We start from the raw sequence: 22,953 nt of genomic DNA, 5'->3' as shown, positions 1-22,953 counted from the left end.
ATAATCTGAAAATTTTAAAATAATAAGTACCTGATGTCATGACACCTAAGTGTTCGTACATTTCACGGAATCGTAAAGTGACTTCGATACTTTTGAAATATAGTAAATTAGCTATACAAATGTATAGGTATACACAATATCTATTTATTTAATTGATGTCAATATCAAAAGATTGTCTATAATCATTATTACCCTTTATCATATAAATTAACAGAACATGTTTAAGAAATTCTTGCATAACTTAAAATAGTTATATTTTTATTGTTTAAAGTGAATGAACGAGGTTGATCAGTTATAAGTTGTCACTGACAATTGCGCTAATGCATCGTGATGCGTATAGGACTTATTTTATAGCTATAGAGAAATGGAGGAGTTATATGACTGATTTTGAAATATTAGAAAATTATTTAGCGATAGATACACATACATATCATGACAATCATTTAGAAACATTGAACTATTATATTGAAAAGTATGTATTGAACGTTCCATTTGAAAATATTAATGTGCAGAATGGACAACCTATTGCTTTAGATAATCCATCAATGATAGATAAAATTGTAAACGAACATAGAGGGGGCTATTGTTATGAACAAAACAGATTGTTTTGCGCATATTTAACAAGTAAAGGGTATAACGTGTATATGGTATCTGCGACAATTTATAATGGCTCAGGTTGGGCCATGGAAGGGTCGCATATGGCATTAATCGTTACATTAAATCAGAAAAAATACTTAGTTGATGTCGGTTATGCGGATATACCTAAAGCAGCCATGCCAATCACACATGATGAGGAAATTGTTTATGATGTAAACGGTGAGTTTAAAGTAAGCAAAATAAGTGACAATACATTTGAAATGAAGAAGAAAGTTGATCATAAATGGCAGACGCAATATCAATATAGGGATGAACCTAAGGTGTTGTCAGATTTTGAACAAGGCATAGCGTTTAATCAAAATAATGAAGCATCCATTTTTGTTCAACAACTTTTAATTAGTAAAGCAACGACTTTCGGTAGAGTAACGATGTCGAACAATCATTTAACAATTACTGATCATGGTCAAAAAGAAAAGAAAAATATAACATCTGAAAACTATAAATATTTTTTGCATCGCTATTTTGGTATTAAAGATATAAATATAAAAACTTTTGACTGAAATATACAGTATTCAACGTTATGTTTCATTGAAATAACAAAAGGTTTACTTTGTAATAATAATGTCATATAAATTATATACAAAAGTATTAAATTAAATTGTATAATAGTAAACGTGATGGAAACGAAATGTATCGGATTTATATTGGGAGGTTTACATAAGTGCATAAAAAAATAATAGCAACTGTAATTGGGACAAGTGCGCTAGCAGCTATTAATTCTGCAAATGCAGATGCAGCTACAACTTACAAAGTCAAAAGTGGCGATTCTCTTTGGTCAATAGCGAATAAATATAATATTTCAATAGCAAAATTGAAATCATTAAACAATTTAACATCGAATGTGATTTTTCCAAATCAAACATTGAAAGTATCAGGGACTACAAGTTCAAGAACTTCAACAAGCAGCTCAAGTGCGACAACGTATACAGTGAAATCGGGTGATTCATTGTCATCAATTGCAGCTAAGCATGGGACGACATACCAAAAAATTATGAGTTTAAATGGACTCTCTAATTTTACAATTTATCCAGGACAGAAATTAAAAGTATCTGGCTCAACTTCAACAAGTGGTTCAACTACATCTGGTAAAACGACAACATATACAGTGAAATCAGGCGATTCATTATCTGCGATTGCTGCTAAATATGGGACGACATATCAAAAAATCATGAGCTTGAATGGTCTTAAAAATTTCAATATTTATCCAGGGCAAAAATTAAAAGTATCTGGTTCAGCATCATCAGGTGGCTCAACAGGATCAACAGGTTCAACTGGTTATAAAACGCCAGTATTTAACCATTCAAATTTGTATGACTGGGGTCAGTGTACATGGCATGTCTTTAATAAGCGTGCTCAAATTGGGAAAGGTATTAGTACTTATTGGTGGAATGCTAATAATTGGGACAATGCCGCACCAGGAGATGGATACACAGTAGATCATAGAGCTACTGTAGGGTCAATCTTACAAAGTGATCTTGGATATTATGGACACGTAGCATTTGTGGAGTCTGTCAATTCAAATGGTAGCATTACTGTTTCTGAAATGAACTACAGTGCTTCGCCTGGAATCACGACATATAGAACGATTCCAGCATCGCAAGTGAGTTCATATAAATATATCCATTAAGCGTGCCTAAGGCAAAAATATCTTTGACTAACGCATAAACGTCAATTTCTATTAAATCATATAGAAATTGACGTTTATTTTGCTTTTATGAAATTTTATAGCTCGTTGCTAGACGTTTCATGTTTATGGTTCTTGACGTAATGATTTTATACGCTTGGCAGTTGAGAATAACGTACTTGCCAAAGTGAATGTTGAAAATATTTTAGCAAACTTTTTTGGTGATTTTAAGGCAGTATAGAAATCTAAGACTGCACCTACACTTGTAATAGCCATACTTGTGTAAAGTAATTTTTTATTTTTTGATTGATATGCATACCAATTAAAACCTTCTACGGCAATGCCTATGAAGTTAATTGTATTTGAAATGCGATTAATTTTTGTTTTTTTAGCCATGAATGAAATCCTCCATTTTATAAAATCCGCTTTATTATTATAACATTAATTAGATTAAACTCTATTGTGAGAGAGAAAAAAACAAAATGTGTTCAAGGGATGGATTATGATAACATAAGCGTTGAAAGTATAAAAATAGTTTGCTTTGGGGAGTGGAGATGATAGTTATGATTAGATGTGTATGCTTGGTAGTTGAATTAGACGACAAATTATTGTTGGTGCAGGCTAGAAACAGAAAAAAATACTATTTTCCTGGTGGAAAAATAGATCAAGGAGAGTCTCTAAAACAAGCTTTGCGAAGAGAATTGCAAGAAGAATTACAGTTGGATATTTCGGAACAAACTTTTAAATATTTAGGTACTGTTGTTGGAGATGCTTATCCTCAAAAAAATACTAAGACGGAGTTGAATTGTTTTTCAACATCTTTAGATATTGATTGGTCATCGGTTAAACCAGCACAAGAAATTACTGATATAAAATGGATCACAAAAAATGAAACGGAAAAAATTGCGCCCGCTGTGCTTACATGGATTAAATATGCTAAACAACAAAGTGAGTCATCTAAACCAGTGAAATTAAGCCCGTATCACGCATCGTTATATGCTGATTTAGTGAATTTTACGCTGTCGACAGAAGACCGGAAATTCACCAAAACCCCTTTAGAAAATATTGATTTGGCCAATCGAGATCAAGAACGTCACCCTACATTAGTGTATGATGGCAAGGGGCAGTGTGTTGGCTTTTTTACGTTACATGAAGGTGAAGGAGTCAAACCTTATTCTATAAATGCAAACGCAATATTTTTCAGATCCTTTAGTGTAGATAGTCACTATAGAGGCTTCGGTTATGGTAAAAAAGTGATGCGTATTTTACCTCAATATGTCAAACAGTATTATCCCACAATCAATGAAATTTATTTAGCGGTAAATACAGACAACCATTTGGCAATGAAACTTTATAGTCAAAGTGATTATGAAATTGTAGGCGAAACGTTATTAGAAAATAAACCTGTATACATAATGAAGCAAAGTTGTTGAAATCAATGATTGCGTCGTTAAAGCTAACAAAGTTTGTTAGCTTTAATGGCGCTTTTTTTGCGTGAAGTGAACTTGATGAAAGTGGTTGTGCAATAGAAGTATCAGCTGAAAATACATATAAGCATAAATAAAATAAATATAATGAAAGTCTATGATTTTAAAAGAAAATCAAAAATATATTAGAATTATTTAAATTCAAATGAATCAATTATGTTTGTTTAAATATGAAAATCTGTTATGGTTGGATATTAAATGTTAAATATATAAATAATAAAAAAATTAAGGATATGATTATTTTGAATGTATAAGTTATTAAACTGAATTGTTGATGCATTGATTGGATTGAATAGGCAATGAGGATGGAAAATTTTTATTTGAACCATTGATGTGCAGTTTGGTTTATGAAAATAATTTTTGAATCGTTAAGAATGGCTTTTGCAGGTACTTCGCATATGAGATTGTACGTAGAGCTTAATAGATATTATGGTTGAAAGTATTTTATTAATGTTATCTGCTGTAATGAGTTTGGATGATACTTTGTAAAAGTTTAATTTTTGAAACTTTAGCATGCCATAAATAGTAGAATTATTTCATTTTTAATAATCATTAATCTTAAGTTGAAAAATAAATATCAGCTTTGGCACTTCACATTTGATGTGGGGTGTTTTTCTATGTGTGTCGGAAGCAACAATTGCGATAGCTAAATATTATGATGAATAACAATTTAATAGGAGGTTATTCCATGCTTACAAAGCGTAACAGTATGAGTCCGTTTAATATTATTTGTAAAAGTTTTTATGAGGAAATAAAACCTTTTACATATCAAAGATTAGTAGATTTTGGGGAATGTTATTATTATTTGAGAGGTACATCATTAGACTATGTTTCAACAAGTGTTATTACTAGATATGAAAATGAAGATCACCATACATTTAAATCTAGATTTGATCATTTTGGTGAAACTGAAAAGGTGTGTATTGAAAGATTAGAAGTTGCACCTCCTTTCGAAAATAAAGGTATTATGACGATTATGTTTTGTGACATAATGTTAGCGCTATTAACGAGAAGTTTAGCGAATGAAAACCATATAGAGATTAAATTTGTAAATACCTCAGATTTAATTAAAGATGGGGAAATCGTAAATGTGTATCATAGTGTGATGCCTAAATACAAATTATCCTTAGCACAACCTAGTAGTTCGAGAATCGTGTTGGAGGGTAGGCGCACGAAAGCTAATATTGATTTTTATCAAGATGTTTACTATATATTTCCACTAGAAACGCGAGCAGAGGATATCGCATATTATACAAAGTTACGAGAACGTAAAATGCAATTATTAAATGAAAAACTGAAAGAACTTTAAATGATTTAGCTTAGTTGAAAAACGTTTGGAAATTTTGAACACTCTCTTAAAATAGCGAATCATATTTCTGTTATTGTGAGATGTTAAAAATTTTGATTAAAAATTAGGTATGTATGCATCATATAATCATACAAATTCACAAAGAGAGTAGGACAGAAATCTAATTTTATTAACAAGATTTCGTCGTCCCGTCCTGACAAAGATTGTAAAAATGTAAAATGGTTACCTGAGCAGTAGCTCATGCATAAGTCCCACTATCTCAATAAATTGAGATGTGGGACTTTGATTTTTTAATGTGAAGATTGATGCGTGTGTTTTGAGTGACGCTCTTTTTGATGTTTAATTAATAGTGCTGTTATCCATGCAGTAATCGGGATGCTAATGGCAACAGCGATGCCTCCTAGCAGGATAGATATAAATTCTTGTGCAAAGATTTTAGAATTGATGATATGTCCAAAAGAATAATTCAACCTAAAAAACCAAAAGAATAATGTCAATTGTCCTCCGAAATAGGCTAGATAAATTGTGTTTGCCGAAGTAGCTAAAATTTCACGTCCTACACGCATGCCAGATTGAAATAATGCTTTGCTTGTTAAGTTCGAATTGGTTTCGTATAACTCATACATTGGTGAACTGATTGTGATTGCTAAATCAATAACCGCAGCTATGACTGCAAGTACTACTGTAAACACCATGAATTTCACCATATCAATGCCGATATTCATAGAAAAAATATACGTTTCATCTTGTTGTTCGGTTGTGAAACCTTGTAAATGTCCGATGGATACTGATAAATAAATACCAATAATCAAGCACAAAGTAGTAATGACCGTTGCACAGAATGCTGCTTTTGTTTTTGTATTGTAACTATTTAAAACAAATAAATTACATGCTGCAATAACGATACAAAATATAAGTGTTACGAGATAAATAGGTGCGCCGAGCATAATTATAATGACAGTGATTAATAATATGACAAAATTCAAAAACAGTGTTAAATATGAGATGATACCTTTTTTTCCTCCAAAAATGGCCATTAATAGGAAAAGTAGAAGACCTAAGATTGTTATGACGCTCACTGATTAACACCTCGCATTTTAAACCATAATTGCATTAATAAAATAGTGATTGGAATCGTTAAAACAATACCAATACCACCAGTAATTGCCCGGGAAATTTCTAATGACCAATTCATGGAAATGGTATAGGTTACTGTATTTGCATTTTTAAGGTAAATAAGAAACATCGGAAGACTACCAGATAAATATGAAAATAATAAGATGTTCGTCATTGTCCCCATAATATCTTGACCAATATGACGCCCTGCGAGCGCCCATCGAGTCATACTTATATTAGGTGTTCTGCGCAATATTTCTGCCATACCACTTGCTATTGTGATAGCTACATCCATGACAGCACCAAGTGTTCCAATCATAACAGAAGCAAGGAAAACATCCTTAGGAGGCAAAGTTAAGAAACTCATTGTTTCAAATTTTAAGCCCGCACCGTCTGTTAACGTAATCACTAATTGGGTGGCGCCAACACAAATAAAAGTGCCTAATAGTGTGCTTGCTATCGTAATTGACGTTCGCCATCGCCAACCGGTAACTAAGAGCAAAGTAAATACCGTAGTAAAAATGACGCCGATACTCATAAGTGCAAATAAATTTAAATCAGGAAATTTATTATGTAAATAGATAGCTAAAAGCACAACGATTGTATTGAAAACTAAAGAAAGAATCGATTGTAAACCGATTTTACGTCCTACTAGTAAAACAGTTAATAAAAATATTCCAGTTATCATAACGACGAGGCTATCTCGCTTCTTTTCTATGATATAAGCATCATCTAGATGTTTGCCGATGTGTAACAAAACTTTGTTATGTTTTGAGAATGCTTCACTATCAGCTTGTGATGCTATGTAATGATGAGGAATCTTCGTCGTTTGTCCCTCGAATTTTCCGTTCAAAATTTTAAGTGTTAGGGTTTGATTGTATTTAGTATCTTTATTATGGTTATCATCTGTAATGTGTGATGTAGATTTATTTTCGATCTTTGTAATTTGGCCGATTGGTGTATCGTAAAATCTGGCATTGAAAAATGTGAAAATAAATACAGCCACAAATAAGATGATAAATATCAAGATGACCCAATCAAAAGGGCGTTTAAATAACGTTTTAAAAGGCATTGTTTTGTTTCAGTCCTCCCTATATAGACAATGCGATTATACGCTCCTAGCGATTTGAATTCAAAAGTTTTATGCATGTGATTAATGATAAGTCGTGCTTCTACTTAATAATTTATCGATAATTTCTAATAAAAATTGTAAATCATGTTTTCGATTGTCTAGCCGAACAACTTGGCAAATGGTTCTTTTCAATGCTGTATGTTCTAATGATACTTCTCGCCATTTTTGCGGATTTTTTGAAAGCAAATGATAAGAAGGTGTGACGATGTAGCCACGCCCTTTGCTTAAGATATATTCAGCCAGTTGAGGATGTGTAATCGTTTGTATAGGTGTTTTGGTTGTTTTTACTAATGTTTGTCTAATCTTGGTTGGTAATGGATATAATTCGTAAATAGATTTATTCGAAAATTGTACTAAAGGTGGATTCGTAGCCATTGTGATCGGATCATCTTTAGGTGCATAGACATGGAATGTTTCTTCAAATAAAGGGCTTACCTTTAAAGAACGGTGCTGTTTGAGTTCATCTGACATAGCAGTGAAAGCAATATCAATTTTATCTGTGAGCAAAGCTGAAAAAATGTCTTCTTCTTCCATTAAAATGGGTTGAATGATGGATGTGCTTTCGTTTTCAAAGGATTGCATTAATAATGTAAGTACCTGTGTTATATAACTTTCAACATAACCAACACGTATAATATAATGCTCTGTTTCAGATTGGTTATGAAATAAACGTACTGTGTTATCAAGCTGTTCGATAATCTTTGTTGCTTCAGAAAATAATTGTTGCCCTTCTTCAGTAATGTGTATGTTGCGCCCTTCTCTGTTAAACAACGTCACTTGTAATTCCTTTTCCAATAGTGTGATTTGCCTACTTATAGCAGATTGAGCAATGTTAAGTTCTAGAGCAGCGTCTGATAAATGTTCTCTTTTTGCAACTTCTATAAAATATTTCAATTGTTTAATTTCCATATGACCATTCCCAACATATTAATATTATTCGAATTATTAGAATAATATCATCTATTTTATATATTGAATAGATTAATGTATTACTATATAGTTTACTATACTTATTTAATATTCAGAATTTTCGAAAAAGAGGTGAGGGTTATGTTCGAATATGGTAAGCAATTAGGATTATATGATAGTCGTGAAGAGCATGATGCATGTGGTATTGGATTTTATGCCAATATGAATAATGGGAGATCACACGATATCGTTGAAAAATCACTGGAAATGCTACGTAGGTTAGATCACCGTGGAGGAATTGGTGCAGATGGCATGACAGGTGATGGTGCCGGTATTATGACAGAAATTCCTTTTGATTATTTTTCTAAACAAACAGATTTTGAATTACCGAAAGAGGGTCATTATGCAGTAGGTATGTTTTTTTCGAACGTGAAGATAAAAAATTCAGAGCATGAAGCAACGTTCAATCGTTATTTTGAAAGCGAAGGATTAAATGTTATTGGTTATAGAGATGTGCCAGTAGATGTCAATGCCATTGCCGAACATGTAGCCCAAACGATGCCATATATACAACAAGTATTCATCGCATTAAATGATGATGTTCACATAGAAAAAGCGTTATTTTTAGCACGTAAACAAATTGAATTATATGCTAAAAAGCAGCAAGTAGATTTATATTTCACAAGTTTATCTCATAAAACAATCGTCTATAAAGGATGGTTGCGTTCTGACCAAATTAAGAAGCTCTTTCAAGATTTAAATGATGAACGCTATATATCAAAGCTAGGACTCGTGCATTCTCGTTTTAGTACAAATACATTTCCGAGCTGGAAGCGCGCACACCCTAATAGATTATTAATGCATAATGGAGAGATTAATACTATTAAGGGTAACGTTAATTGGATGCGTGCAAGACAAAATGATTTGATTGAAACTATTTTTGGTGAAGACAAACATAAAGTAGAGGAAATTATTGATGAAGACGGTAGTGACTCAGCTATTGTAGACAACGCTTTAGAATTTTTATCTTTAGCTATGGAACCAGAGAGAGCAGCAATGTTAATGATACCAGAACCTTGGCTTTATAATACGGCGAATGACAGTAACGTTCGTGCTTTTTATGAATACTATAGTTACTTGATGGAACCGTGGGATGGTCCAACAATGATTTCATTTTGTAATGGAGAAAAAATTGGCGCGCTAACTGATAGAAATGGCTTGCGACCAGGACGTTATACAATCACTAAAGATAATTACATTGTTTTTTCATCAGAAGTGGGTGTTGTAGATGTACCTGAGGAACAAGTTGCTTTTAAAGGTCAACTAAATCCAGGGAAATTACTATTAGTTGATTTTCAACAGCAAAAAGTAGTTGATAATAATGAATTAAAATCACGTATCGCTGATGAATTACCATATGAGAATTGGCTAAATCAATTTAAAGTAGACTTAGATTTAGACAATGTAAAAGTGGTCCCATCCAATTGGGATGAAGCAACTTTAGCTAGATTACAAAAGCAATTTGTTTATACGAATGAAGAAATCGACAAATATATGACAGAATTAATTGAAAGTAAGAAAGACCCAATTGGCGCTATGGGGTATGATGTTCCGATTGCTGTTTTAAATGAAAAAGATGAATCGTTATTCAATTATTTTAAACAACTTTTTGCACAAGTCACTAATCCACCGATTGATGCATATAGAGAAAAAATAGTGACAAGTGAATTGTCTTATTTAGGTTCAGAAGGTAATTTATTAAAACCTAACGAAGATGTATTGAATAGAATTCAATTGAAAAGACCGGTGTTAACTGAGGCACAATTAAAAGCGATTGACGATAGTAGGTTCAAAGTTAAGCATTTATCAACGCTATATCACGAAAACTTAGAAACGGCGTTAGACAATTTAGGGGAACAAGCAATTCAATCTGTAAAAGATGGCTATGAAATTATTGTATTAGATGATCGAGTACTAGTTGAAGCGCAAGGCTATGCATTGCCAATATTGCTTGCGGTAAGTCATGTACATCAATTATTAATTAGAGAAGGTTTGCGCATGCGTACAAGTATCATCGCACTTTCTGGTGAAACGAGAGAGGTGCACCATGTAGCGTGTTTATTAGGGTATGGTGCTAATGCAGTCGTACCATATTTAGCGCAGCATACAATAGAAAACTTAGTGGAGAAAGGACGCTTAAACGGAAATATTGCCGAAAACGTTCAAACATATACGGATACATTATCAGAAGGTGTCATAAAAGTTATGGCTAAAATGGGGATTTCTACCGTTCAAAGCTACCAAGGGGCTCAAATTTTTGAAGCGGTAGGTTTGTCACAAGAAGTTGTTGACCGGTATTTTACAGGGACACAAACAAAACTATCTGGTATCGATATAAACTTGATAGATAAAGAAAATAAAGCGAGACAGTCATCTGAGAGCGAGTACCTTGAATCTGGTAGTACGTTTCAATGGCGTAAACAAGGCCAACATCACGCATTTAACCCGACGTCAATTCACTTACTACAACATGCGTGTCGTTTAAATGATTATGAACAGTTCAAAACGTTTTCAAATGAAGTCAATCACCAACGTACAGATCATATTCGTCACTTAATGGAATTTAAAAACCAAGATTCAATTGATATCAATGAAGTAGAACCAACGAGTGAAATCGTAAAACGTTTTAATACAGGTGCAATGAGTTATGGTTCTATTTCTGAAGAAGCCCATCAAACACTTGCTGAAGCAATGAATCAAATGGGTGGTAAAAGTAATAGTGGTGAAGGTGGAGAAAATCCTGAACGATTTGTAGTGGATGACGAAGGTCGTAATCGTTCTAGTGCAATCAAACAAGTTGCTTCTGGAAGATTTGGAGTGACGAGTCATTACTTACAACATGCTAAAGAAATACAAATTAAGGTAGCACAGGGTGCTAAACCTGGGGAAGGCGGTCAGCTTCCTGGTTCTAAAGTTTATCCATGGATTGCTGAAGTCAGAGGCTCTACACCAGGTATTGGTTTGATTTCTCCACCACCACATCATGATATTTATTCAATTGAAGACCTAGCACAATTAATTCATGATTTGAAAAATGCTAATAAAAACGCAAATATCACAGTGAAGCTTGTATCTAAAACTGGCGTCGGTACAATCGCAGCAGGTGTAGCTAAAGCTTATGCTGATAAAATTGTGATTAGTGGATATGATGGCGGTACGGGTGCTTCTCCCAAAACAAGTATCCAACACGCAGGTGTACCTTGGGAAATTGGATTAGCGGAGACACATCAAACACTTATGATGAATAATTTGAGATCGAGAGTGATTGTAGAAACAGACGGCAAATTACTCACAGGTAAAGATGTGGCATATGCATGTGCATTAGGAGCGGAAGAATTTGGTTTTGCAACAGCGCCATTAGTCGTACTTGGATGTATAATGATGCGGGTTTGCCATAAAGATACATGCCCTGTAGGTATTGCTACACAAAATCAAGATTTACGCGCACTATTTAATGGTAGAGCTGATCATGTGGTCAATTTTATGCATTTTGTTGCTGAGGAATTAAGAGAGATACTAGCCGAACTTGGTTTGCGCACTGTAGATGATTTGGTGGGGCGTACAGACTTATTAAAACGAAAAGATAATTTATCTCAACGAAGACCTAAAGCTGCATCTATGAATGTTGAAGCATTATTATATCAGCACGAAGGTGAAAGATATAAAAAAATAGCGCAAAATCACCATCTTGATGAAGGATTCGATTTAACACAACTATTACCTGATGCTCAAGTAGCAATTGAACAACAGAAGTCATTTACTGGCAATTATGTAGTGAAAAATGAGCAACGAGATGTGGGCGTCATTACTGGTAGTATGATTACTGATATCTACGGTGCTGAAGGTTTGCCTGAAGATAGTATCAATGTCAATACAGTAGGTCATGCTGGTCAAAGTTTAGCTGCTTATATACCTCAAGGATTAACAGTACATCACACAGGTGATGCTAACGATTATGTAGGTAAAGGGCTTTCTGGCGGTAAAGTAATTGTGAAGGCACCGACGCAACAGCGAGAATCAGAAATTATAGTTGGTAATGTCTGTTTCTATGGTGCGTCTTATGGTAAAGCTTTTATTAATGGTAAAGCTGGTGAAAGATTCTGTATTAGAAATAGTGGTGTACAAGTTGTTGTTGAAGGTATTGGTGATCATGGTCTTGAGTATATGACAGGCGGTCGCGTCATTGTGCTTGGAGATGTCGGAAAGAACTTTGGTCAAGGCATGAGTGGTGGTGTTGCTTATATCTTCCCATCTGATATTGAAAAATTCAAAGAAGAACGTCAATTAGACAGTTTAGACTTCGACGAAATCACTGTTGCAGCAGAAAAAAATGTTGTGAGAGAGATGCTAGAAGCCCATTTACTTTATACAAATAGTACTAAAGCAAAAAATATATTAGATAATTTTGAAGAAATGGCTAATAAAGTAGTGAAAGTCATTCCGAAAGATTATAAATTGATGATGCAAAAAATTGAATTACAAAAGCGTGAATCTAACCAGCAAGATGAAGCGTTACTGAATGCTTTTAATGACAAGAGAACACATCTAGAACCAGCGCAACAATTAACGGCTGTGTATTAATTTGAAGGGGGACTAAGTATGGGAGAATTCAAAGGATTTATGAATTATGATAAACAACCTTTGCATGAATTGTCTTTAGTAGAACGTTTGAAAGGACACGCACCCTTTCAGCAAAGGTTTACAAAAGAAGAAGCCTCGGAACAAGGTGCGAGATGCATGGATTGTGGTACACCTTTTTGTCAAACAGGTGAACCATATGGTAGAGAAACAATTGGTTGTCCCATTGGGAACTATATTCCAGAATGGAATGATTTAGTGTACCAAAAAGACTTCGAAACGGCATATAAACGCTTGAATGAAACGAATAACTTCCCGGAATTTACTGGACGTGTATGTCCGGCTCCGTGTGAACAATCGTGTGTGATGAAGATAAATAGAGAATCTGTTGCGATTAAAGGTATTGAACGTACTATTATTGATGAAGCTTTTGAAAATGGCTGGGTTAAACCAACGATTCCCAATGAGCGTAAAGCAGCATCAGTAGCTATAGTAGGAAGCGGCCCAGCTGGTTTAACAGCTGCAGATGAATTAAACAAATTAGGTTATCGCATAACTGTATATGAACGTGCACATGAAGCAGGTGGATTATTAATGTATGGTATACCTAATATGAAATTAGATAAAGACGTAGTGCGACGTAGAATCAAACTAATGGAACAATCTGGTATCACCTTTATCACTGATACGGAAATAGGGATAGATGTCAGTAAAGAAAGTTTAGAGGAACAATTCGATGCCATTATTATTTGTACAGGTTCGCAAAACGCACGTGATTTACCATTAGAAGGTCGAATGGGCATGGGTATTCACTTTGCTATGGATTACTTAACAGAACAGGGCGAGTATTTAAATGGTGAAATTGAAAAGCCGTCAATATCTGCAGAAGGGAAAAACGTAATTGTCATTGGTGCTGGTGACACAGGTGCAGACTGTGTAGCGACTGCACTGAGAGAAAATTGTAAATCTATCGTTCAATTTAACAAATACACAAAACAACCTGAAGCTATCGAATTTGACGAAAATACGTATTGGCCATTAGCCATGCCTGTATTCAAAATGGATTATGCTCATAATGAATATGAGGCGCGTTTTGGTTTTGAACCACGTGCATATGGTGTTCAAACAATGCGTTACGAAGTTGATCGTATTGGTAATGTAACAGGTGTTTATACACAAATACTTGAAGAAACAGAGGATGGTATGGTTGTTGTCGATGGTACAGAACGTCATTGGCCAGCTGACTTGGTATTGTTATCAATAGGATTTATTGGTACTGAAACCACTGTGCCACATGCGTTTAATATACAAACTGAGAGAAATAAAATTGTTGCAGATAACAAAAATTTCAAAACGAATCAATCAAATATTTTTGCGGCAGGCGACGCAAGAAGAGGTCAAAGTCTTGTTGTTTGGGCAATTCAAGAAGGTAGAGCAGTCGCTAATGCTGTTGACGAATACCTAACTGAAAAAACATTGGTGTAACATTTTAATTATAATTGACTTTTTTAATGGGCTATAATATTATAATTATTGTGTTCATTTGGAGGAATACCCAAGTCCGGCTGAAGGGATCGGTCTTGAAAACCGACAGGGGCTTAACGGCCCGCGGGGGTTCGAATCCCTCTTCCTCCGCCATTATCATTAAATACCAAGACTAATAAATAATATAGTAGGCAAACGTTTATTTAATATAAAGTGTTTGTCTTTTTTTGTTGTTTACGATCAATGATAGAAAAAAGACGAGTGCTTAACATAGTTTTTGTTATTGTTTGTGGCATATATCATTAAACTTATTGCTGTGATTACGCCAAACACAAAATAATATATATTTTTATTGAAGAAGGTCATCAAGTAGAGATAGGAAATTAATGTCTACTTGATGACCTTTTTTAAGAAACTGAATGAAAGCCTTTACAAAACTTGTCTATACAAGTTATAATCTGGATAATATTAAAGTTTAAGGGAGTGAATCATCATGGCTGTTAAAAAGAAAGATGTTCAAGATATAGTCGAAGCTATTGGGGGCAGAGAAAACTTGGACACAGCAACACACTGTGTGACGCGTTTGCGACTTGTTTTGAAAGATGATGATAAGGTCGATAAAGATCGACTGAGTAACAATGATTTAGTTAAGGGACAATTCAAAGCTGATAATCAATATCAAATTGTTATTGGACCAGGTACTGTAGATGAAGTTTATAAACAATTTATTGAGGAAACCGGGGCTGAAAGTGCCTCTAAAGATGATGCGAAAGCAGCGGCAGCTAAAAAAGGGAATCCTATACAAAGATTGGTTAAGTTATTGGGAGATATCTTTATACCAATTTTACCGGCTATCGTAACTGCTGGTTTACTATTAGGGATTTATAATGTATTAACAATGGAAGACTTGTTTGGGAAGCAAGCATTGGTGGCACAATATCCACAATTAGGGGACTTTGCAGATATTATTAATGTTATTGCAAACACTGCCTTTATTTTCTTGCCAGCTTTAATTGGTTGGAGTAGTATGCGTGTGTTTGGTGGGAGTCAAATACTCGGTTTGGTATTAGGTCTAATTTTAATGAACCCACAACTCGCTTCACAATATGATATTGGGAAAGGTAATATACCAGCATGGCATATCTTTGGTTTAGAAATTAAACAACTGAACTATCAAGGTCAAGTATTACCAATCTTATTAGCATCATATGTATTAGCACAAATTGAAAAGTTCTTAAGTAAATATGTGCATGATTCAATCAAAATGTTAGTCGTTGGTCCAGTTGCCTTATTAATCACTGGTTTCTTAGCGTTTATCGTTATAGGTCCAATTGCCTTATGGTTAGGAACAGGGATTACAAATGGTGTGACATTTGTCTTTGAACATATCGGCTGGTTAGGTGGCGCAATTTATGGTTTCTTTTACGCACCTCTAGTTATTACAGGCTTACACCATATGTTCTTAGCGGTTGATTTCCAACTGATGGGAAGCAGTCTTGAAGGGACGTACTTGTGGCCAATCTTAGCAATTTCAAATATCTGTCAAGGTTCAGCTGCATTTGGTGCATGGTTCGTCTATAAACGACGCAAAATGGCCAAAGAACAAGGCTTGGCAATGACTTCTGGTGTATCAGGATTCTTAGGGGTTACTGAACCAGCATTGTTTGGTGTAAACTTACCGTTGAAATATCCTTTTGTTGCAGCGATTTTAACTTCGGGTGTTATAGGCGCTATCATAGGTGCAATTGGTGTCTTAGGTAATGTTGGCGTTGGCGGTGTGCCAGCCATCATTTCTATTAAAAAAGATTTTTGGTTAATTTACGGAATAGGTACCGTTCTAGCAATGGTAGTACCAGCGATATTAACTGTTATCTTCTCGAAGTTCAGTAAAGAAGAAGCAAAAGAAATAGTAGAAGAATAGTTAATTCGAATAGATAAGTACAACTAAACTCGCTAAGTTTGATTAGCGAGTTTCTTAATTTAAAATACAAAGATAAGGTGGTAATAATATGGTAGTCAATGATTGGAGAAAATCGGTAGTTTATCAAATTTATCCTAAGTCATTCAATGATACGACGGGTAATGGTGAAGGTGATTTAAATGGCATAATTGAAAAGTTAGACTATCTACAATATCTAGGTGTGGATTATATTTGGTTAACACCTATTTATGAATCACCTATGAATGATAATGGTTATGACATTAGCGATTATTACAAAGTGAATGAACAATTTGGCACGATTGAAGATTTAAAAACATTGATTGCTGAAGCACATCAACGTGATTTAAAAATAATGATGGATATCGTCATTAATCATACATCTACAGAACATGAATGGTTTAAACAAGCATATTCAGATAAAAGCAACCCATATAGAGACTACTATTTCTTTAGGAGGTCAGCAGATAATCAACCACCGACAAATTGGGAATCAAAGTTTGGTGGTAATGCTTGGAAATACGATGACAAAACAGATGAATATTATCTTCACTTATTTGACGTAACACAGGCAGATTTGAATTGGGATAACCCTGAAGTGCGCCGTGAACTCTATAAAGTGATTAATTATTGGATTGATTTTGGTGTAGACGGTTTTAGATTCGATGTAATTAATTTAATATCAAAAGGTGAATTTAAAAATTCAGAAAAGATAGGAAAAGAATTTTACACTGATGGACCACGTGTGCATGAATACTTACACGAAATGAATCAACAGACATTTGGAGTTAAAGATATGATGACAGTGGGCGAAATGTCTTCGACAACGATTGAAAATTGTATTCAATATACGGATCCCGAACGTCAAGAACTAAGTAGTGTGTTTAATTTTCATCATTTAAAAGTAGACTATATTAATGGAGAAAAGTGGACAAACGCAAAGTTAGACTTTCATAAATTAAAAGAAATATTAATGGAATGGCAAATAGGTATTTATAACGGTGGCGGATGGAATGCTATTTTTTGGTGTAATCATGATCAACCACGTGTAGTAACACGATTCGGTGATGATTCGACGGAGGTTTTACGTCAAAGTAGTGCTAAAATGCTAGCCATCGCTTTGCACATGCTTCAAGGCACACCATATATTTACCAAGGTGAAGAAATTGGTATGACAGACCCTCACTTCAATGATATCGACCAGTATAGAGATATAGAATCTCTAAATGCATATAAAAAGTTAAAAGCTGAAGGTTATCCAGAAACAGAGATTTTAACGATATTAGGACAAAAATCTCGTGATAACTCTCGTACACCTGTACAGTGGACAAGCGGTGAAAATGCAGGTTTTACTTCAGGCACACCTTGGATTGATATTCCTAACAACTATAAGGAAATCAATGTTGAAGCAGCCATAGAAGACGATCAATCCATTTTGCAAACATATAGAAAATTGATAAAGCTACGTCACGAACATGATATTATAACTTATGGGAATATTGAGCCACTTTACATGGACCACGATGAATTATTTGTTTATAAGCGTCATTATAAGGATGAAACATGGTTAGTGATTGCTAACTTTTCAAAAGAAAAAGTTGAAATACCACAAGACTTAAAAGTTGAAGGAGAAGTAATGTTACAAAATGGCTCGATTGTAAATGGTTTAATAGACGGATTTGGTGCCATCGTAGTTAGACAATAATTTAAATTAAAAGGCAGTGAGTGAAATCACATGAAACAGAAAAAATTTATTGCGATTTATGAAAATTTACGCACAGACATCATCGAATCAAAGCTACCATATGGTGCTCAATTGCCATCAGAAAACGAATTGGTATTCGATTACAATGCCTCTCGTGAAACTGTGCGCAAAGCGCTTAATCTACTTGTTAGAGACGGTATGATTCAGAAAATTAAAGGTAAAGGATCAGTTGTAATCTATCAAGGTGTTACAGAATTCCCGTTTGCGAATTTAACGAGTTTCAGGGAAGTTCAACAAGGATTAGGTCTGAGTCATGAGACTGAAGTTAGATTATTAGAACGCATACCTGCCAGCGAAGTACCGGAAGTAAAAAACGCTTTGGGCTTGCGGCAGAGTGAAACATTGTGGCACATTATCCGAACGCGAAAAATTGATCGTCGCGTAAAAATTATTGATGAAGATTATTTAGTAGAAAAAATTGTTCCTGATATAACAATGAACATTGCTAAAGATTCGCTGTATCATTATATAGAACAAACGCTGAAGTTAGAAATTAGCTACTCTAATAAATCTATCACCTTTGAAGCATTTGGTAATTTAGAATGTGAAATATTTGGAGATGTAACACCACCATACACTGCAACGGTTCGAGGTATCGTCCATTTAAAGGATACGACAAAATTTCAATATAACATTTCCAAACATTTAGCCACGGAGTTTAAGTTTAATGATTTTTCGAGACGTCACAAAATTTAATGAAATAAGTTATAAAATAATGAATTGTATGACTTGCAATCAGTCATTACCTTATAGTATGATATATCTTGCCGTGCTAGGTGGGGAGGTAGCGGTTCCCTGTACTCGAAATCCGCTTATGCGAGACTTAATTCCTTCGCTAAGGCTACGTTTTTGTGAAGTCTGCCCAAAGCACGTAGTGTTTGAAGATTTCGGTCCTATGCAATATGAACCCATGAACCATGTCAGGTCCTGACGGAAGCAGCATTAAGTGGATCATCGTATGTGCCGTAGGATTGCCGAGATTTAGCTGTCGACTTTGGTTACGTTTATGATACGTATTCGAAGCGAAGGTGCACGGTTTTAATTTTTAAAATAAATACAATTAACCATATATTATGAGTGACTTATCTTTTGATAGCAGTCACTCTTTTTTTATATTAAAATAATAGCGATACATTAATTTAATTGATTGAACTGTAACGATAGCATTCTGATTGTAACTGCCCAAAATTGAATTTAGTGAATTTGGAGGAACGACATATGCAAATTTATTTAAGTACATTAACTGAAAATGACTATGACGCAAGTTTAGACGAAATAAAAACTGCTTTTGAAAACGTCGCAGAGTCCAACCATGATGAACAAGATTTAGTTTTGAAAATTAGAGCATCTACAGAATATAATTCCGAATTGGAAGTTGTTGCGAAGACAGATGAAGGTGATGTCATTGGCCATGCAATGCTTTCAGAAATAGAGATTATTAACGATGAAACACGCTATACGGCGTTAGCGTTAGCACCTTTATCTGTATTGCCAGAATATAGAAGTAAAGGTATAGGTAAAGCGCTTGTTCAAGCTGTGGAAGAACGCGCAAAAGCGCAAGATTATACGACTATTATTGTACTAGGAGATCCTGAATATTATGGTATGTTAGGTTATGAAGAGGCAAGCTACTATCAAATTTATAGCCCGTTTGATGTACCATCGAAATATTTTATGGTTAAATTCTTGTGGGAACAACTTGCAGAGCAACCAAATGGTAATGTAGTTTATCCAGAGGCATTTAATTAATATTCAAAATATAAAGCACAGTGATATAATAGTTGTTGAATGTAATTGGAGGTGTGAAGGTGAATTATCAAGCTTTATATAGAATGTTCCGGCCACAGAGTTTTGAAGATGTAGTAGGCCAGGAACATGTAACTAAAACATTGCGCAATGCAATTTCAAAAGGCAAACAATCACATGCGTATATTTTTAGCGGGCCGAGAGGGACAGGCAAAACAAGTATCGCAAAAGTATTCGCGAAAGCTATTAATTGTCTCGAACGTTCCGATGGAGAACCTTGTAATGAATGTGCTATTTGTACAGGGATTACGCGAGGAACGAATTCAGATGTGATTGAAATAGATGCTGCTAGTAATAATGGTGTGGATGAAATTAGAAATATCAGAGATAAAGTTAAATACGCACCAAGTGAATCAAAATTCAAAGTATACATTATAGATGAAGTTCATATGTTAACAACAGGTGCTTTCAATGCATTGTTGAAAACTTTAGAAGAACCACCAGCACATGCAATTTTTATATTGGCGACTACAGAACCACATAAAATACCTCCGACAATTATTTCAAGAGCGCAAAGATTTGATTTCAAAGCAATTAGTCACGATGAAATTGTAGAACGTTTGCAATTCGTAGCAGACGCTCAAGATATAGAATATGATAATGCTGCCTTAGATTTTATTGCCAAAGCATCTGAAGGTGGTATGCGAGACGCGTTAAGTATTATGGACCAAGCAATTGCTTTTGGTGATGATCATCTTACATTGCAAGACGCGTTGAATGTAACTGGTAGCGTAGATGCTCAAGCATTGAATGATTTACTAAAAGAGATAGTTGAAGGAGATGTAAAAACTGCATTTTCAACTTATCACCAATTTATTGCACAAGGTAAAGAAGTAAATCGTCTGATTAATGATATGATTTATTTTGTGAGAGATACCATTATGAATAAGACATCTAATATAGAATCTGAATATGATGCACTGATGCATTTTGACTTAGAAACTTTGTATAAAATGATTGATGTGATTAATGATACGCTTGTTTCAATCAGATTTAGTGTCAATCAAAGTGTGCATTTTGAAGTATTATTAGTTAAAATAGCAGAAATGATTAAAGGCGAATCAGAAAATGTGCAAACTGTTGCTACAACGAGCGTAGCCAGTGAACCTAATAATGAAGTATTGTTACAGCGAATGGAACAGTTAGAAAATGAACTGAAAACATTAAAATCACAAGGTGTCGTAACTAATAATGCAAAACCGCAAGCTAAAAAAACAGCTAGTAAAGGCACGCAATCGAAAAATGCGTTTTCAATGCAACAAATTGCCAAAGTATTAGATAAAGCTAACAAAGAAGATATTAAACAGCTTAAAGACCACTGGCAAGAGGTTGTAGATCACGCTAAAAGTAATGATATGAAATCATTAGTAAGCTTACTTCAAAATTCAGAACCAGTGGCAGCTAGTGAAACACATGTACTGATTAAATTCGAAGAAGAAATACACTGTGAGATTGTAAATAAAGATGATGAAAAAAGAGAGAATATTGAGAACGTAGTATGTAATATTATAGATAAAACAGTTAAAGTAGTGGGCGTGCCAGCAGATCAGTGGATGAGAGTAAGAACAGAATATCTTCAAAACCGCAAACAAAGTACGAGTGCGGAAGAAAACAGAACAGCGACAACAGCGTCTCCTGAAGAAGTCGACGTCGTTCAAAAGGCTAAAGACCTATTTGGAGAAAACACAGTAAATGTAATTGATGAAGAGTGATACATGACAATGAATTAAAAGGCATGTATAATGAGACAAAAGATGAATTACAATCAGATGAGATTGAAGTTTTTAAGGAGGATAAATATATGCGCGGTGGCGGAAATATGCAACAAATGATGAAACAAATGCAGAAAATGCAAAAGAAAATGAATGAAGAACAAGAAAAATTAAAAGAAGAAAAAGTACAAGGTACAGCTGGTGGTGGCATGGTAACTGTCACAGTATCAGGTCATAAAGAAGTTCTCGATGTAGAAATCAAAGAAGAAGCAGTTGATCCAGATGACATTGAAATGTTACAAGACTTAGTTATTGCTGCTACTAACGAAGCGATGAATAAAGCTGATGAACTTACTCAAGAACGTTTAGGTAAGCATACACAAGGCTTAAATATCCCTGGAATGTGATTGTATGCACTATCCAGAACCAATATCCAAACTTATCGACAGTTTCATGAAACTGCCAGGCATTGGGCCGAAGACAGCTCAACGTCTGGCGTTTCATGTATTAGATATGAAAGAAGACGATGTCGTTCAATTTGCTAAAGCTTTAGTAGATGTAAAACGAGAACTTACCTATTGTAGTGAGTGTGGGCATATTACTGAGCAAGATCCATGCTATATTTGCCAAGATAAACAGAGAGATCGTTCAATTATTTGTGTGGTTGAGGACGATAAAGATGTTATCGCTATGGAAAAAATGCGTGAATATAAAGGCTTGTACCATGTATTACATGGTTCTATATCTCCGATGGATGGCATAGGACCAGAAGATATTAATATTCCAAGTTTAATCAATCGCTTGAAAAATGATGAAGTAAAAGAGCTCATCTTAGCAATGAACCCTAATTTGGAAGGCGAGTCAACGGCGATGTATATATCGAGACTAGTTAAACCAATAGGTTTAACAGTAACTCGATTAGCGCAAGGACTTTCTGTTGGTGGAGATTTAGAATACGCGGATGAAGTGACATTATCAAAAGCGATTATGGGCAGAACAGAGATGTAATAAGTGTTCAATTATAAATAAAATGAAACCAAGCTACCTTTTTTAAGGTAGCTTTAAATTTTTGAAAAGAAATTTAATAAACAGTAAAGTTTGTTTTATAGAGTTATTCAAACTATTTATCAATGTCAAAAATCACGAGATGAAGATAAAAACGAACGATACGAACCATTGGAAATAAAAAGTATGTAAAATGAAGAAAGATCACATTTGATCATGAAGAAAAGTGTAAATTTTACTGTTGTTCAAAGCGTTTTAAGCGTGTATAGTATTTACTTGTCGGACGAAACAAAACGACACACATAATGATATTTCAAAACAAGCTTTCAAATTAATTTTAAAAAGTTCTTGACTTTCAAAGTTAAAACC

General features: G+C 34.4%; 17 protein-coding genes, 1 tRNA gene and 1 other RNA gene. 15 read left to right on the top strand and 4 right to left on the bottom strand.

Going from position 1 to position 22,953, the window contains the following annotated elements:
- Positions 1–377 precede the first annotated feature (377 nt).
- Together KA873_RS08090 and KA873_RS08085 are read left to right on the top strand one after the other, a co-directional pair.
- A complete protein-coding gene (locus KA873_RS08090) occupies positions 378–1,157 on the top strand; it encodes an arylamine N-acetyltransferase family protein (RefSeq protein ID WP_107383749.1) in 780 nt (259 codons plus the stop codon).
- Positions 1,158–1,318: 161 nt separating this feature from the next.
- Positions 1,319–2,284, top strand: a complete 966-nt coding sequence (locus tag KA873_RS08085; protein ID WP_107383748.1) for a LysM peptidoglycan-binding domain-containing protein — start codon at positions 1,319–1,321, stop codon at positions 2,282–2,284.
- Between the two features lie 123 nt (positions 2,285–2,407).
- Here the strand turns inward: KA873_RS08085 and KA873_RS08080 are convergent, their stop codons facing one another.
- A complete protein-coding gene (locus tag KA873_RS08080) occupies positions 2,408–2,677 on the bottom strand; it encodes a hypothetical protein (RefSeq protein WP_019467864.1) in 270 nt (89 codons plus the stop codon).
- Positions 2,678–2,844: 167 nt separating this feature from the next.
- Between KA873_RS08080 and KA873_RS08075 the strand changes: the two genes are divergently transcribed.
- Together KA873_RS08075 and KA873_RS08070 are read left to right on the top strand one after the other, a co-directional pair.
- Positions 2,845–3,714: a GNAT family N-acetyltransferase gene (locus tag KA873_RS08075; protein ID WP_107383747.1), complete on the top strand. Its 870-nt coding sequence runs from the start codon at positions 2,845–2,847 to the stop codon at positions 3,712–3,714.
- A 742-nt stretch (positions 3,715–4,456) separates the two neighbouring features.
- Entirely contained in the window at positions 4,457–5,077 is a 621-nt protein-coding gene (locus KA873_RS08070; protein WP_192959293.1) for a hypothetical protein, read from the top strand.
- A 290-nt stretch (positions 5,078–5,367) separates the two neighbouring features.
- On the opposite strand, the gene KA873_RS08065 is transcribed toward KA873_RS08070, so the two are convergent.
- From KA873_RS08065 to gltC, 3 genes are all read right to left on the bottom strand, one after another.
- Positions 5,368–6,114, bottom strand: coding sequence for a YibE/F family protein (locus KA873_RS08065; RefSeq protein ID WP_154409622.1), 747 nt, complete (start codon positions 6,112–6,114; stop codon positions 5,368–5,370).
- Between the two features lie 38 nt (positions 6,115–6,152).
- The gene (locus KA873_RS08060; RefSeq protein ID WP_107383744.1) at positions 6,153–7,265 is read right to left on the bottom strand and encodes a YibE/F family protein; all 1,113 of its coding nucleotides are present in this window, start codon (positions 7,263–7,265) and stop codon (positions 6,153–6,155) included.
- 81 nt (positions 7,266–7,346) lie between these two features.
- A complete protein-coding gene (gene gltC / locus KA873_RS08055; protein ID WP_107383743.1) occupies positions 7,347–8,234 on the bottom strand; it encodes a glutamate biosynthesis transcriptional regulator GltC in 888 nt (295 codons plus the stop codon).
- Between the two features lie 141 nt (positions 8,235–8,375).
- On the opposite strand from gltC, the gene gltB reads away from it, so the two are divergent.
- From gltB to recR, 11 genes are all read left to right on the top strand, one after another.
- Positions 8,376–12,875: a glutamate synthase large subunit gene (gene gltB / locus KA873_RS08050; RefSeq protein WP_210140209.1), complete on the top strand. Its 4,500-nt coding sequence runs from the start codon at positions 8,376–8,378 to the stop codon at positions 12,873–12,875.
- 18 nt (positions 12,876–12,893) lie between these two features.
- Positions 12,894–14,357, top strand: coding sequence for a glutamate synthase subunit beta (locus tag KA873_RS08045; protein ID WP_019467858.1), 1,464 nt, complete (start codon positions 12,894–12,896; stop codon positions 14,355–14,357).
- 60 nt (positions 14,358–14,417) lie between these two features.
- Positions 14,418–14,510, top strand: a tRNA-Ser gene (locus KA873_RS08040).
- A 340-nt stretch (positions 14,511–14,850) separates the two neighbouring features.
- On the top strand, positions 14,851–16,278 hold the full coding sequence (gene treP, locus KA873_RS08035; protein WP_107383741.1) for a PTS system trehalose-specific EIIBC component: 1,428 nt from the start codon (positions 14,851–14,853) through the stop codon (positions 16,276–16,278).
- Between the two features lie 88 nt (positions 16,279–16,366).
- Positions 16,367–18,001, top strand: a complete 1,635-nt coding sequence (gene treC / locus KA873_RS08030; RefSeq protein WP_107385688.1) for an alpha,alpha-phosphotrehalase — start codon at positions 16,367–16,369, stop codon at positions 17,999–18,001.
- A gap of 30 nt (positions 18,002–18,031) precedes the next feature.
- Positions 18,032–18,757 (top strand): trehalose operon repressor, encoded by a 726-nt coding sequence (treR, locus tag KA873_RS08025; RefSeq protein WP_107383739.1) that lies wholly within the window; start codon positions 18,032–18,034, stop codon positions 18,755–18,757.
- A gap of 71 nt (positions 18,758–18,828) precedes the next feature.
- Positions 18,829–19,097, top strand: an RNA gene (ffs, locus tag KA873_RS08020) — signal recognition particle sRNA large type.
- Positions 19,098–19,279: 182 nt separating this feature from the next.
- Positions 19,280–19,810, top strand: a complete 531-nt coding sequence (locus tag KA873_RS08015) for a GNAT family N-acetyltransferase (RefSeq protein ID WP_192959295.1) — start codon at positions 19,280–19,282, stop codon at positions 19,808–19,810.
- Between the two features lie 59 nt (positions 19,811–19,869).
- On the top strand, positions 19,870–21,579 hold the full coding sequence (dnaX, locus tag KA873_RS08010) for a DNA polymerase III subunit gamma/tau (protein WP_107383737.1): 1,710 nt from the start codon (positions 19,870–19,872) through the stop codon (positions 21,577–21,579).
- A gap of 89 nt (positions 21,580–21,668) precedes the next feature.
- Complete coding sequence (locus KA873_RS08005; protein ID WP_026034724.1) at positions 21,669–21,986, top strand: YbaB/EbfC family nucleoid-associated protein; 318 nt, start codon at positions 21,669–21,671, stop codon at positions 21,984–21,986.
- Positions 21,987–21,990: 4 nt separating this feature from the next.
- Positions 21,991–22,587, top strand: coding sequence for a recombination mediator RecR (gene recR / locus KA873_RS08000; RefSeq protein WP_046206986.1), 597 nt, complete (start codon positions 21,991–21,993; stop codon positions 22,585–22,587).
- Positions 22,588–22,953: the final 366 nt, after the last annotated feature.

Origin of the sequence: Staphylococcus sp. GDY8P45P, assembly GCF_017892745.1 — a bacterium.
In the GTDB taxonomy this organism is placed as follows: Bacteria; Bacillota; Bacilli; order Staphylococcales; family Staphylococcaceae; genus Staphylococcus; species Staphylococcus cohnii.
This window is presented reverse-complemented; position numbering and strand designations above follow the sequence as displayed.